At 64.2% G+C, this 13,785-nt stretch carries 11 protein-coding genes, 1 tRNA gene and 1 other RNA gene; 7 read left to right on the top strand and 6 right to left on the bottom strand.

What is annotated here, in order from left to right:
- The first annotated feature begins 224 nt into the window (after window positions 1–224).
- The gene (gene fdhD / locus DL891_RS01715) at window positions 225–1,070 is read left to right on the top strand and encodes a formate dehydrogenase accessory sulfurtransferase FdhD (protein ID WP_111718664.1); all 846 of its coding nucleotides are present in this window, start codon (window positions 225–227) and stop codon (window positions 1,068–1,070) included.
- Between the two features lie 24 nt (window positions 1,071–1,094).
- Here fdhD and DL891_RS01710 read toward each other — a convergent pair whose 3' ends face one another.
- Genes DL891_RS01710 through DL891_RS01700 form a run of 3 tightly spaced genes read right to left on the bottom strand, consistent with a single transcriptional unit; the run spans window position 1,095 to window position 5,883 of the window.
- Window positions 1,095–1,790, bottom strand: a complete 696-nt coding sequence (locus DL891_RS01710) for a molybdenum cofactor guanylyltransferase (protein ID WP_232818954.1) — start codon at window positions 1,788–1,790, stop codon at window positions 1,095–1,097.
- Entirely contained in the window at window positions 1,787–3,058 is a 1,272-nt protein-coding gene (locus tag DL891_RS01705; RefSeq protein ID WP_111718663.1) for an NAD(P)/FAD-dependent oxidoreductase, read from the bottom strand. The genes DL891_RS01710 and DL891_RS01705 overlap by 4 nt, the downstream gene beginning before the upstream one ends.
- 26 nt (window positions 3,059–3,084) lie before the next feature.
- A complete protein-coding gene (locus DL891_RS01700) occupies window positions 3,085–5,883 on the bottom strand; it encodes an aconitate hydratase (protein ID WP_157962351.1) in 2,799 nt (932 codons plus the stop codon).
- Window positions 5,884–6,063: 180 nt separating this feature from the next.
- Here DL891_RS01700 and pdhA point away from each other — a divergent pair, with 180 nt between their 5' ends.
- From pdhA to DL891_RS01675, 5 genes are all read left to right on the top strand, one after another.
- Window positions 6,064–7,128 carry a pyruvate dehydrogenase (acetyl-transferring) E1 component subunit alpha gene (gene pdhA / locus DL891_RS01695; RefSeq protein WP_232818953.1) on the top strand — a complete coding sequence of 355 codons (1,065 nt, stop codon included), beginning with the start codon at window positions 6,064–6,066 and terminating at the stop codon, window positions 7,126–7,128.
- Window positions 7,125–8,225: an alpha-ketoacid dehydrogenase subunit beta gene (locus DL891_RS01690; RefSeq protein WP_368665611.1), complete on the top strand. Its 1,101-nt coding sequence runs from the start codon at window positions 7,125–7,127 to the stop codon at window positions 8,223–8,225. The genes pdhA and DL891_RS01690 overlap by 4 nt, the downstream gene beginning before the upstream one ends.
- A 7-nt stretch (window positions 8,226–8,232) precedes the next feature.
- On the top strand, window positions 8,233–9,648 hold the full coding sequence (locus tag DL891_RS01685) for a dihydrolipoamide acetyltransferase family protein (protein ID WP_198668722.1): 1,416 nt from the start codon (window positions 8,233–8,235) through the stop codon (window positions 9,646–9,648).
- A gap of 145 nt (window positions 9,649–9,793) precedes the next feature.
- Window positions 9,794–10,138 (top strand): carboxymuconolactone decarboxylase family protein, encoded by a 345-nt coding sequence (locus DL891_RS01680; protein WP_111718820.1) that lies wholly within the window; start codon window positions 9,794–9,796, stop codon window positions 10,136–10,138.
- A gap of 65 nt (window positions 10,139–10,203) precedes the next feature.
- The gene (locus DL891_RS01675; RefSeq protein ID WP_157962350.1) at window positions 10,204–11,208 is read left to right on the top strand and encodes a tellurite resistance/C4-dicarboxylate transporter family protein; all 1,005 of its coding nucleotides are present in this window, start codon (window positions 10,204–10,206) and stop codon (window positions 11,206–11,208) included.
- Between the two features lie 27 nt (window positions 11,209–11,235).
- On the opposite strand, the gene DL891_RS01670 is transcribed toward DL891_RS01675, so the two are convergent.
- From DL891_RS01670 to DL891_RS01660, 3 genes are all read right to left on the bottom strand, one after another.
- Window positions 11,236–12,453 (bottom strand): cation:proton antiporter, encoded by a 1,218-nt coding sequence (locus DL891_RS01670; protein WP_111718658.1) that lies wholly within the window; start codon window positions 12,451–12,453, stop codon window positions 11,236–11,238.
- A 189-nt stretch (window positions 12,454–12,642) separates the two neighbouring features.
- A tRNA-Ser gene (locus DL891_RS01665) sits at window positions 12,643–12,730 on the bottom strand.
- A 124-nt stretch (window positions 12,731–12,854) separates the two neighbouring features.
- On the bottom strand, window positions 12,855–13,508 hold the full coding sequence (locus DL891_RS01660; RefSeq protein WP_111718819.1) for an SDR family oxidoreductase: 654 nt from the start codon (window positions 13,506–13,508) through the stop codon (window positions 12,855–12,857).
- 85 nt (window positions 13,509–13,593) lie between these two features.
- Here DL891_RS01660 and ffs point away from each other — a divergent pair.
- Window positions 13,594–13,690: signal recognition particle sRNA small type (gene ffs, locus DL891_RS01655), an RNA gene on the top strand.
- The last annotated feature ends 95 nt before the right edge of the window (window positions 13,691–13,785 follow it).

Below are 13,785 nucleotides of genomic sequence, written 5' to 3'. Positions count from 1 at the left end.
GTGAGCCTTCTGACCGTTGCGCTTCTGACCGTGCACCGCGAATCATCAACGAGCCTGATCTAAAATGAAGCAAACAGCTGACATCCGTCTCATTCACGGCGAGGCGATCTGAGATGTTCAGGCATCGATGTTCAGGTATCAAAGCGTCAGCTCACGTGAGACGGGGCCGTTCGGCTCGGGTGGATCTCCTTGGCGCGTACCAGCGGAAGTGGTAGGACGGACTCATGGCGAGGCTCATGGCGAGACGCAAGGTGACCAGACTGCTGGTCGGGGGCGAACCCAGCTTTCGGGAAGATGTGTTGGCGGTGGAGGAACCCCTCGAGATCAGGGTCGGCGGCACCCCCCTGGCGGTCACGATGCGCACCCCCGGGCACGATTTCGAGTTGGCTGCTGGGTTTCTCGTGTCGGAGGGAGTGATCTCGCGAGGCGACGAATTCGCGTCTGCCCGATACTGCGCCGGAGCGACGGCTGAGGGGCTGAACACCTACAACGTGTTGGATGTGACGCTCGCTGTCGGCGTCAAACCACCTGACCCGAGCCTGCAGCGGTCCTTCTACACCACCAGTTCCTGCGGGGTGTGCGGCAAGGCGAGCATCGATCTGGTGCGCACCCAGTCGGCGTACGACGTGCGCGAGGACCCTCTGCGAGTGGACTCCCAGTTGTTGACGACGTTTCCGACCCTCCTGCGGGATTCGCAAGAGGTGTTCGAGAAGACCGGGGGGTTGCACGCCGCCGGCCTGTTCGACGGTGAAAGCGGCGAACTGTTGGTGATGCGCGAAGACGTCGGTCGGCACAACGCGGTGGACAAGGTGATCGGTTGGGCGGTGACCGAGGGCAGGCTTCCGTTGACTGGAGTGGTTCTGATGGTCTCGGGCAGGGCAAGTTTCGAACTGACCCAGAAGGCGATGATGGCGGGTATTCCGGTGCTGGCGGCGGTGTCGGCACCGTCGTCATTGGCCGCCGAGCTGGCCACCGAGGTCGGGATGACTCTGGTCGGATTCCTCCGCGGGGAGTCGATGGTCGTCTACGCGGGTGCTGATCGTGTGGTCTCATTGCCCACTCAGGACTGACGCACGTCATGACGTGCTTGATACCTACGACAGCGGGCTGATCCCCGCCTGCTCGATTCCGAATCGTGCGGCATCCTGCCAGGTATCGACATCGTCGGTCGAGCCCGCCGGAACGGTGACCTGCCGCAGATCGAGCCCGGAGATCAGGCCGAACACTGAGGCGCCGGTGAGCCCAGCACGCCGGTTCGCCTCTGCCACCACGGTCGCCAGCGCACCGGTGGCATAGATCGCGACAAGGGGTTGAAGCCTGCCGTCAACGGCCACAGCAATGAACCCGTCCGGCGCGTCGGCGCTGACCGGCGTCGTCCCGTGGCTGCCGGAGAGAGCCTGCCTGAGGCAGCTCAGAGACTCAGCCACGGCTGGCATGTCGCACGCCAGAACCACGATGTAGTCACTCGCCTCATCGGTGGCCCGTGCCAAGGCAGTGAGGCCGGCCCCAATCCCTGCCGCTGGCCCTCCGAACGGTGGGTCCTCCCGTGCGCGCAACACCGTGCCGCCTTCGCTCGCGACATCACCGACGACCACGGTCATGCGTGCGTCCGCCACGGCGGCCAACGTTCTGGCCAGCAGGCTTCGGCCACCGAGGCGCAGGCTCGACTTCGGGGTGCCTCCGAGACGACTCGACCTTCCTCCGGCCAGAACGATGGCATCCAGAACCAGTGCCTCCGGCTTCGTGCTGCCTCGGAGCGGTTGAACAATAGGACGATGCCGCGTCGTCACTTATCCTTCCCAGCTACTTCGGAGGAGGCATCCGGGCCGGACAGTACGGCGTCCAACGGGATCGACGGGTCGGAAAGTCGCGCGATGTCGACCTGCTTGCCGGAAGCGACCAGGTCTTTGATCTGGTCGTTCACATCCCAGATGTTCACATTCATCCCGGCGAGGACACGGCGGTCCTTGAGCCAGAAAACGACGAATTCACGTTTCGTCTTATCCCCACGGAACACCACCTGGTCGCTCTCGCCAGGTTCGGCGTAGCCAACGTATTCCATGCCGAGGTCGTACTGGTCGGTGTAGAAATAGGGGATCTGGTCGTACGTCGCCTCGATCCCGAGCATCGACTTCGCAACCACCTCTGGCTGGTGCACGGCGTTGTACCAGTGCTCTACCCGGATACTCTTGCCGAGGGCCGGGTTGAACGCGTTCGCCACGTCGCCGGCTGCGAAGATGTCGGGGTCAGAGGTGGCGAGGTGCTCGTCGACAGTGATGCCGTTTTTCGTGGCCAGCCCGGCCTGCTCGGCAAGTTCCACATTCGGCGCGATGCCCACCCCGAGAACGATTGCGTCGCCGTCGACCGTCCGCCCGTCCTCCAGGGTGACAGTCACCGGTGAATCGACTCCGGCGATGATGCCGGTGATCTTCACGCCGAAGCGAAGGTCCACATTGTGTTCGTCGTGAAGGTCGGCGAAGACTTGGGCCACCTCGGGGCCAAGAACCCGCAACAGCGGCAGGTCGAGCATCTCGAGCACGGTGACCTCCACTCCGGCGATGCGTGCTGCGGCGGTCACCTCCAGACCGATCCAGCCGGCACCGACGACGATGATGCGTTTGGAGGAGCCGATCATCGCCTTCAGACGGTCGCTGTCGGCCACGCGGCGCAGATAGAACACACGCTCCTCGTCGATCCCCGGGGTCGGCAGGGTACGCGGCGTCGAACCGGTCGTGAGCAGCAGCTTGTCCCAGTGCAGTTGGTCACCGCCCGCCAGGGTGACGGTGTGGGCGTCACGGTCGATCGCGGTCACCCGGGCGCCGAGCCTGAGGTCGACGTCGTGCTCGGCGTACCAGCCCTCCGGGTGCACGAAGATCTTCTCCCGTTCGGTTGATCCCTGCAAGTAGTCCTTCGACAGCGGCGGGCGCTCGTACGGGCGGTCAGGCTCGTCTCCGATCAGCGTGAGCGATCCGGTGAAGCCGTTCTCTCTCAGCGCCTGGGCAGCTTTCGCGCCGGCGAGGCTGGCTCCGACTATGACGATTGATTGTTCATTCGACATTGCACACCTGTGTTCATTTTTTTTAGTCAGCTGGCCAACAACTGGCGCAGCACGTACTGCAGAATTCCTCCGTGCTGGAAGTAGGCAGCCTCCGCCGGAGTGTCGATGCGCACAGTGGCGGTGAATTCTCTCTTCTCGCCGGAGTCGTCGGTCACCTCGACCGCAACCGATCGGGGCACATCCATGCCGGCGAGCCCGGTGATCGAATAGGTCTCCTCGCCGGTCAGGCCGAGGCTTTCCGCGGTGTCGCCAGTCTGGAACTGAAGGGGCAACACGCCCATGCCGATCAGGTTGGAGCGGTGGATGCGCTCGAAGGAGGTGGCGAGCACTGCCTTCACCCCGAGCAGCAGGGTTCCCTTGGCCGCCCAGTCCCTGGAGGATCCGGACCCATATTCGGCGCCCGCGATGACCAGAAGTGGTGTGCCATCCGACTGGTACTTGGTGGAGGCGTCGAAGATGCTCAGTTGCTCGCCGTCGGGCAGGTGGCGGGTGAAGCCGCCCTCGACCCCGGGAACCAGTTGATTGCGCAGGCGGATGTTCGCGAAGGTTCCCCTGATCATCACCTCGTGGTTTCCGCGCCTCGAGCCGTACGAGTTGAAGTCGTCCGGCTCGACGCCGTTGTCGACGAGATAACGGCCCGCGGGGGAATCGCGCTTGATCTGGCCGGCGGGCGAGATGTGGTCGGTGGTCACCGAGTCGCCGAGCAGGGCCAGCACACGGGCACCGGAAATGTCCTCGAGCGGCTTCGGTTCACGTGGCATCCCGTCGAAGTAAGGTGGGCGCCGTACATACGTGGAGGTGTCTGACCAGGCGAACATGTGGGCCTTGGGGATCTCCAAGCCCTTCCAGTTGTCGTCCCCGTCGAAGACGTTGGCGTAGCCCGCGGTGAACATCGCCGATTCGACCGACTCACCCACGACCTTCTCGATCTCCTGGCTCGTGGGCCAGATGTCTTTGAGATAGACCGGCTCGCCATCTTTGCCGGTACCGAGAGAGTCGGTGAGCAGGTCGATGTTCATCGTTCCGGCGAGGGCGTATGCCACGACCAACGGCGGCGACGCGAGGAAGTTCATCTGCGTTTCCGCGTGGATGCGGCCTTCGAAGTTGCGGTTTCCGCTCAGCACGCTGCTGACCGAAAGGTTGTTGTGGCTGACCGCCTGGCTCACTTCCGGAATGAGCGGGCCGGAGTTGCCGATGCAGGTCGTGCAACCGTATCCGACCAGGTTGAATCCGAGCTGGTCGAGGTAGGGAGTCAGTCCGGCCTTCTCGAAATAGTCGGTGACGACCCGGGACCCGGGAGCCAGCGATGTCTTCACCCAGGGCTTGGGAGTGAGCCCGCGCTCCACAGCTTTCTTCGCGAGCAGGCCAGCACCGATCATCACCGACGGGTTGGAGGTGTTGGTGCAGCTGGTGATTGCTGCAATGACCACGTGGCCGTTGTCGACGGTGTACGGCTCGGCGCCCCGCATACTGACCGTCGCGGGGTCGGAGAGCCACTCGTGCTCCGTGCCATCGCCGCTGCGATCGATCGGCTGTTGGCTCGGCCCGACCTTGCCGTAGGCGATGGGGTCACTGGCGGGGAACGATTCGGAGGAGGCCTCGTCAAGCCCGGTGAGCTCTTCCGGAGCCTTCGACCCCTCGTGCAGGATCGCGCCGACCACTTGACGGGCGTTCGAGAGCGGAATGCGATCCTGCGGACGCTTCGGGCCGGCGATGGAGGGTTCCACGCTGGCGAGGTCGAACTCGATCACCTGCGAGTACTCGGCTTCGTGCTCCGGGTCGTGCCAGAGGCCCTGCTCCTTGGCATAGGCCTCGACCAACGCCACCTGGCTGTCCGGGCGACCGGTCAGGCGCAGGTAGGTCAGGGTTTCATCGTCGATCGGGAAGATCGCACAGGTGGCGCCGTACTCGGGGCTCATGTTGCCGAGCGTCGCCCGGTTCGCCAGCGGAATATTGGCGACGCCGGGGCCGAAGAATTCGACGAACTTGCCGACAACGCCGACTTTGCGCAACAGTTGGGCCACCGTGAGCACCAGGTCCGTCGCAGTCACGCCCTCACGCAGCGCCCCGTTCAACTTGAACCCCAGCACGGGCGGGATCAACATGCTCATCGGTTGCCCCAACATGGCCGCTTCCGCTTCGATACCACCTACGCCCCAACCAAGAACGCCCAGGCCGTTGACCATCGGTGTGTGCGAGTCGGTGCCCACCAGGGTGTCCGGGTAGGCCTGGGTGAGGCCGTCTGACCCCGCATTCGGCCGGGTGAAGACCACCCGCGAGAGGTATTCGAGGTTCACCTGGTGGCAGATCCCGGTGTCGGGCGGTACAACGAGGAAGTCATCGAAGGCCTGCTGCGCCCAACGCAGCAGTTGGTACCGCTCCTTGTTCCGGGAGAACTCCAGCTCCGCATTGATCTGGAATGCCCCATCGAACCCGAACGCGTCGGCGATGACCGAATGATCGATCACGAGCTCGGACGGGATCAGCGGGTTGATCTTCTGCGGGTCGCCGTCAAAGGATGCCATTGCGTCGCGCATGGCAACCAGGTCGACCACACACGGAACCCCGGTGAAGTCCTGCAGCAGTACACGGGCCGGCGTGTACTGGATCTCCGAACCACTGGCTGCCTTCGGATCCCACGAAGCCAGGGCCGTGACCTGCTCGGCTGTGACCAGGTGGCCATCCTCGTTTCGAAGGAGGTTCTCCAGAAGCACCTTCAGGCTGTACGGCAGGCGCGCAGAGTTCGGAACGGCGTCGAGCCGGAAGATCTCGTAGGTCGCATCACCGACGGTGAGCGTGTTGCGTGCAGAAAAGCTATTTGACATGACAAACCTCCGCTGGTGGGCCCGTGGCCTCGGCGCCGCATGCATTGTAGAGCCCTCTGCCCACTCTCGTCCGGTTGGCCCCGGCTGTCAACGGACCCCGTTTCGGGGAAGTGAACAGGTCTAGGCTGAGAAGGACATCGCGTGTAGAAAGTGAGGCCCACAATGCCAAGCTCTGCCCCAGTGACATCGGCGGAAGTCAACCAGGTCGCCGGCCACCGCCACGAAGAGTCGGCCGAAACCCTCATCGGGTTCTACCGTGAGATGGCGTTGATCCGCGCATTCGAACTACGCGCCAGCGAAATGTATGCCCGCGCGCGTATCGGTGGCTATTGCCACTTGAACCTCGGGGAGGAAGCCACCGTGGTGGGGCTCATGGATGCCCTGCAGCCGAGTGACTATCTTTTCACCACCTACCGTGACCACGGCTACGCGCTCGCCCGCGGGATGGAACCGGGCAAGGTGATGGCCGAGTTGTTCGGTAAGACCACGGGGGTCTCCCGCGGCCGCGGAGGATCGATGCACATGTTCGACGCCGAACGGCGAATGCTCGGCGGGTACGGCATCGTCGGCGGCCAGATTCCACCAGCGGTGGGAGCGGCGCTCGCGATCAGCATGGACGGCCCGGCAGGCGCTGAAACCGAGGCGGTGATGTGCCTGATGGGTGACGGAACCACCAATATCGGGTCGTTCCACGAGTCCCTCAACCTGGCCGGCGTCTGGAATCTGCCGATCGTCTTCGTCATCATCAACAACCGACTCGGTATGGGCACACCGGTCGAGGCGGCTTCGGCCGAACCAGAACTCTACAAGCGCGGTTCCGCCTACCGCATTCCCGGTGTGCGAGTAGACGGCAACGATGTGATCGAAGTGCGCGATGCCGCGCTCGCCGCACTCGAGCAGGCCAGGATCGAGCGCCGGCCCGCACTGATCGAAGCGATGAGTTATCGCCTGCGCGGGCACTCAGTGGTCGACCCCGCCCGCTACCGCTCCGTCGACGACACCGCAGAGGCGAAGGCCCAGGATCCGGTTCCCGCGTTCCGTGAGCGGTTGATCGAGGCGGGCCACCTCGATGCCCAGGCGGCGACCGCGATCGATCAGGAGGTGGACCTCGTGGTGGATGACGCGGTGAAGTTCGCCGAGGACAGCCCCGATCCGTCACCAGACGAACTGTTTGACAATGCGTATGCCACGGATGTGGCCAACGCCCCCAGATCTCTACCCGGCGAAAGGTTGGTGGTGTCATGACCTCCCGCTCAGGCACAGTGGCTGAACCCGTCGAAGCGTCGGAACCCGGCGCGCACGGCTATCGCCGTCCATTGACTCGCGCCGATCACGTGGCGATGCCGAACGCACAGGTGATGACCTACCGGCAGGCGCTCAACGACACCTTGCGCCAGGAGATGATACGCGACGACAAGGTGTTTCTCATCGGCGAGGAGATCGGCGTCTTCGAAGGCTCCTACAAGATCACTGCCGGGTTGCTCGCCGAGTTCGGCCCTGAGCGCGTGCGAGACACCCCGATCGCCGAGGAGGGCTTCACGGGGGCAGCAATCGGTGCAGCCATGCTCGGCTACCGGCCGGTGGTCGAGATCATGACGATCAACTTCACTCTCAAGGCAATCGATCAGATCGTGAACCACGCAGCCAAGATCCACTCGATGTTCGGCGGCCAGTCGAGCGTTCCTCTGGTGTTGCGCACTCCCGGCGGAGGCGGCCAGCAACTGGCGGCCACGCATTCGCAGAACCTTGAGGTCTGGTACGCGCACATCCCCGGGCTGAAAGTTGTCGCACCGTCGTCGCCGGCCGACGCCAAGGCGCTCTTGCTGGCTGCCATTCGCGACAATGACCCGGTGATCTTTCTCGAGAACCTGGCGCTGTACAACACCAAGGGCCCCGTACCCGATGGCGATGAGGCGGCGGAGATCGGGCGGGCAGCAGTGGTTCGTGCGGGAACGGATGTCACGATCGTGTCCTACTCGCGCGGTGTTCTTACAGCGTTGGAGGTCGCCGAGCGGTTCGAGGCCGAGGGGGTCTCGATCGAAGTGGTCGACCTGCGCAGCCTGCGACCGCTCGATCGGCGGTCCATTTGCGCCTCCGTGATGCGAACCGGCCGGGCAGTGGTCTTTGAAGACGACTGGCTCACGTACGGGATCGGAGCCGAACTCTCGGCCACCATCGCCGAAGGCGCCTTTGACTACCTTGACGCCCCGGTGCGCCGAGTGGCCGCAGCCGAAGTACCGCTCCCGTACGCCAAACCGTTGGAGCTTGCGGCCATGCCTGACGCCGACGACCTGGCTCGCGCCGTGCGCGAACTGCTGCAAGACACCCGCTTCAGAAAGTAGGAGAGACGTGACCGAGATAGTGATGCCCCGCCTTTCCGACACGATGGAGGAAGGCGTTTTGAGTCGCTGGCTGAAGAAGCCCGGCGACACGATCGCAAAAGGTGACATTCTTGCCGAGATCGAGACCGACAAGGCAACGATGGATCTGGAATCGTTCGAAAGCGGTGTGCTGGAGCAGCTGCTGGTTGCTGAGGGCACCACGGTGCCGATCGGACAAGCGGTCGCCGTGGTGGGCGATGGCAGCGGCATGAACGAGTCGATCCCCGGGGCAGGCGCCCCGGCGGCCGCTGATGACTCGACGGGTCCTGAGCAGGAGGCGGCACCTTCCCAAGCCGCGGAAGCCGCTCCGGGCGGGGAAGAGACGGGCGGCGCGACGTATGAGCCCACCGAGGTGAAGAGCGAGCCAGCCGAGCCAGCCGGTGCCGATCAGACTGCGCCCGAGGAGGCAGCCCGCGCATCCGATGCGGCGGAGGAGCACCCGGCGGCCACGTCACCGTCGGGTCGCATCGTGACCTCACCGCTGGCGCGGAAACTGGCCAAGGAGGGCGGCATCGACCTGGCCAACGTGGCAGGAACGGGGCCGGGTGGGCGCATCGTGCGTGCCGACGTGGAGGATGCCATCGCCGGCACCCGCGGTACCGGATCCCCCGGTACCGGCGCCGGGGAGCCGGAGGCCCGGTCGGTGGCCCCGATGGCGCACGGAGAGGCACGCCGTCGGGCAGAAGGCACTGAGCGACCCAAGGACGAACGTGTGATGTTGTCGAACATCCGCAAGATCACCGCCCGGCGGCTGACCGAGTCGCAGGCGGTACCGCATTTCTTCCTCACCAACCAGGTCAACGCGAAACGGTTGCTGAAGGTGCGGGCCGACATCAACGAGCAGTTGGCGCCCGAAGGCATCAAGATCAGTGTCACGGACCTGATCGTGAGGGCATCCGCCCTGGCCCTGCGCGCCCACCCCGAGGTGAACGCCTCGTTCGACACCGACGCCGTCATCCGTCATGGCCGAGTGAGCGTGGGGATCGCGGTTGCCCTCGACGACGGGCTGATCGTACCGGTGATCCACGACGCCGACCAGAAAACGGTGAGTGAGATCTCGGTCGAAACCATCTCGCTGGCGACTCGCGCACGTGCCGGCAAGTTGAAGCTCGACGAATTCACCGGCGGCACCTTCTCAGTCAGTAACCTCGGCATGTTCGGGATCGACCAATTCACCGCGGTGATCAACCCCCCGGAGGCCGGGATCCTCGCTGTGGGTGCGGCTGGCGACCATCTGGTGAAGAAGGGGAAGAAGCTGGTCAACGTGCCGAAGTTCAGCATCACGATGACGGCCGACCACCGTGTGCTCGACGGCGCCACCGCTGCTGCCTTCTTGCGTGAGCTGACCGAGCTGCTTCAGAATCCGATGCGTCTGATCGTCTGAACTGTTCGTGCCGGCTCAATCCGCTTGATGTGCGAACCCGCCTATTTTCGGGCTCCAGGAAAGAGCGAGGCATACTCTGGAAGTGAGCTGAAGACCGGCCGCGCCAGTGGCCTGGCGCAGGCTCATGGTACGAGGGAGCGTTCAGATGAGTGAGCCGATGTTGCCCAGAATGACGCCGGAGATGGCCAAGAAGCGAGTCGACCTCGCTCCGGACACCCACGCGGCGTTCGAGGCCTTCAGCAGACAGGTGTTCGCCGCTGGGGCGCTGGATGAGAAGACGAAGCAGTTGATCGCCGTGGCCGTGGCCCACACGACCCAGTGTCCCTATTGCATCGACGGCCACACCAAGCTGGCTACGCGCACGGGGGCCACCCCGGAAGAGATCATGGAGGCCATCTGGGTCGCGGCCGAGATGCGGGCGGGCGGGGCATACGCGCACAGCGCGGTCGCACTGCACGCGTTGCACGAAACGCCCGTCGACAAGGGGTAGTTTCGATGCCCGCCGGCACGGAATCGTCAGAGCCGTCTAAGCCGGTTCGAAACGAGGCCGGCCGCGTGGTCTTTACTGTGCGGCGTCTGCCGCCGAACGCATTCGGGTTCGTGATGGCCTCGGGAATCGTTTCGCTCGCACTGCACCTGAACGGCTGGGATCTCGCCTCCGTGCTGTTGGCAGGCATCGCGGTCGGCGGATTGATCGTGTTGGCGATCCTGTACGTGTGGCGCTTCATCTCGTTCAGGAACGAGTTCCTTCGCGATGCGGCCGATCCCCGCCGCGCATTCGGCTACCTGACGATCGTGGCGGGGCTCAACGTGGTCGGTGTGCTGCTGTACTCGCCTCACGCACCGCTGGTGACGATCATTCTGGCGGTGATCAGTGTTCCGATCTGGCTGGTGCTGAACTATGGCATCCCGGCCACTCTGATGCTGCGAGAGCACGAGTCGCCGGTGGCAGCCTCTGTCGACGGCAGCTGGTTTCTCTGGGTGGTCGCCACCCAGTCGTTGGCGGATGTCGCGGCGGTGCTGGGTGCCGGTCATGACTCACGCGCCCTGGCCGCGATTGCGGTCGGGTTGTGGGGGATCGGAGTCTTCCTCTATGTGATGCTGTCGACACTGGTGACCCTGCGCCTGTTGTCGGCTCGAAGCGAGGCGACAACGCTCAGCCCCAACTATTGGATCTTCATGGGGGCCACGGCGATCACGGTCCTGGCCGGCTCACACATCATGGCGCTTCCGGCCGGCCTGCCGGTCATGGCGGTGATGGGGCACGTGGTGGGAGGCCTCACCTACCTGCTGTGGGCCTTCGGGCTCTGGTGGGTGCCGCTGCTTGTCATCTTCGGGGTGTGGCGGCATCTTGTCCGGCGTCACCCGCTTCGCTACGAGTCTGGCCTGTGGAGCATTGTCTTTCCGTTGGGAATGTATTCGGCGGCGAGCCTGTACTACGGCGAGGTGGCTGAACTGTCGATTGTCCATTCCATCGGAACAGTGGGAACCTGGGTTGCGGCGGCGGCGTGGCTGATTGTTGCCGCTTTGATGGGAGCAGCGGCGTTCAGGAGGGCCTGACCGCGCCGGTGTGACGAGCAGCGGTGGTCACGGCGCGGGCTCGAGAGTGTCATCCGGTTCCGCGCTGGCCTCCGATTCGGCTTGGGGAACACTGCGGCCGACGAGTGCGAGCACAGGAAAAAACAGCACCGACAACATGCCGGCGCCGATCAGCGCAGAACCAATGCCGGGTGCGATCGCGTTCTGATCGAGCGCGATTCCCACCACGGCCACGATGAGCGGCAGGCCGGTCGCCGAGAAGAAGGCCAACGATCGGCGATCGGCGAAGGAAGCGCCAACCGGCGCTGCGAGCGTGCCCGGCAGCCCGCGCACCACGAGCAGGGCAACGGTGAATGCCGGGAGAAGCAGCAAAGTCCAGGTGTCGGCGAAGAGGGCGGCGAAGTCGAACGTCACTCCGGTCATGACGAAGAACACCGGCACGAAGACACCAAACGAAACGGCCTCGAACTTGCGGTCCAGTGTTTCGGCATGGTCCGACGAAACGCCGCGCAGCAGGGCGCGGGCGAGAATACCGGCTGCGAACGCTCCGAGCAGCATGTCCAGGCCCAGCGTGAGACTGAGTACCACCAGAGCGGCCATCAATACGAGGACAAGGCGCACCGCGAATTGGGCGCTCGTTCCAAGTGACGCGGCGACGAAATTATCGAACCGGGGCATCCGACGCCACAGCGACAGCGCCACCGCAAGGCCCGCAATCACCACGAAGGCAAGCAGTACGAGCGCTCCCAGAAGCGGTTGCCGCCCGCTCAGGAACACCGAGATGGCGATCAGCGGTAGAAACTCGCCGGCGGCGCCAACGGCGACCACTGAACCACCCAGCGGGGTGCCCAGGATCCCACTGTCTCGCAGCACCGGCATCAGGGTTCCGAGGCTTGTGGAGCACAGCGCGATCGCGACATAGACGCCGTTGACCGATCCCGTGACTGCGAAGCCGATGATGAGACCCCCAGCGAGTGATATCAGCCAGCCGATCACCGAACGCCTCAGTGGGCGTCCCCCCAACCCGCGGAAGTCCAGTTCGTTCCCCGCCATGAAAAACAGCAGGATCAGCCCGAAATTGGACAGCATGTGGAGTACGTCGCCTGATTGAACCCAGTTCAGCACCGCCGGGCCCACCAGCATTCCGAGGATGATCTCGAACACCACCACCGGAACACGGACAATTCGGCGCACCGCCAAGGCAACGACGGGGGCGAGCGCGACCGCGAGCAGTACGACCGCAGTTGACAACACGGTGGGGGTCACATCGTCACTGTACGGCCGGGGTTGCCGGCCGCAAAGGCGGAATCATTTCTGCTCACGGCGGAGAATGGGGGATTCGTGCTCCCCGGGTGGGGTTCTTGCACCCCTGGCGCTGGACAGTTTCGTGGCGGAGAATGGGGGATTCGTGCTCCCCGGGTGGGGTTCTTGCACCCCTGGCGCTGGACAGTTTCGTGGCGGAGAATGGGGGATTCGAACCCCCGAGGGCTTGCACCCAACACGCTTTCCAAGCGTGCGCCATAGGCCACTAGGCGAATTCTCCAGGTAGGTACGGCGCCGATCGAGCACGCAGGACCAAAGAGCATCCTACCTGTTCTTCTCGCATCTTTCATTTTCAGGTGCCTGAGCGCAGGGAGGACAACGCCCACCCAACTAGGCGGCGACCCTCAGTAATTCAGCGCGTTCAGGGCGTCGCGTATGCGCTCGTCGCCGGCGACTGCTTCGAACTGGCTGCGGATTGCGGTGCCGTCGACCAGAACCGAAAAGATCAATGCGGCGACATCGGCACGGGAGATCGGGCCACGCTCAACGCGGTCGCCGAGGGTCACAGCACCCGTCGGTTGATCGTCGGTGAGAGAGCCTGGCCGGATTATCGTCCAGTCGATGTCACGGGTTCGAACCGCGGCATCCGCCTCGGACTTGGCTCGAAGGTAGACCTGAAAAACCTCGTCCGAGTCTGGATCGAAATCGTCTACCGATATGGCTGAGACCACCACGATGCGCCTGATGCCGGCCTCCACGGCAGCATCCACGAGCAGGATCGCGCCGTCACGATCGACCGTCAACTTTCTGGCCGCGCTGCTGCCCGGGCCAGCACCGGCGGCAAAGACCACCGCGTCGACGCCCTCCAGATTGCGAGCAAGGCTGTGGGGCTCGGTGCTCTCCAGATCGATGATCACCGGGATCGCCCCGATCGCCAACAGGTCAGAGGCATGTTCGGGGTTTCGGATCATCCCGATCGCCTCGTGGTCGGCATCGACCAATAGCTGTTCCAGGATTCGGGCGATCTTTCCGTGTCCGCCCGCAATTGCCACTCTCATTGATTCTGTCCCTTCCGTCGAATGTTGGGTCAGCTTCCCAGTCAACGCGGGTTCGTCGTCGGACACAAGCACGGGATACACTGGGTGCGGCTCCCCGCGTGGCGCCATCCAGGCCAACTCCCCCAGGACGGAAACGTAGCAAGGGTAACCGGGCTCTGGCGGGTGCGCGGGGAGTCCTTGTTCGTTAAGCCGTGCAGCACGGGTAACCGGGGCTGTGTTTCTGCGCGGGGTGGGCGGGGAGTCCTTGTTCGTTAAGCCGTGCAGCACGGGTAACCGG

Origin of the sequence: Homoserinimonas sp. OAct 916 (genome assembly GCF_003260275.1) — a bacterium.
In the GTDB taxonomy this organism is placed as follows: domain Bacteria; phylum Actinomycetota; class Actinomycetes; order Actinomycetales; family Microbacteriaceae; genus OACT-916.
Note: the sequence above shows the minus strand (reverse complement) of the source record. Positions and strands in the feature narration are given on the sequence as shown.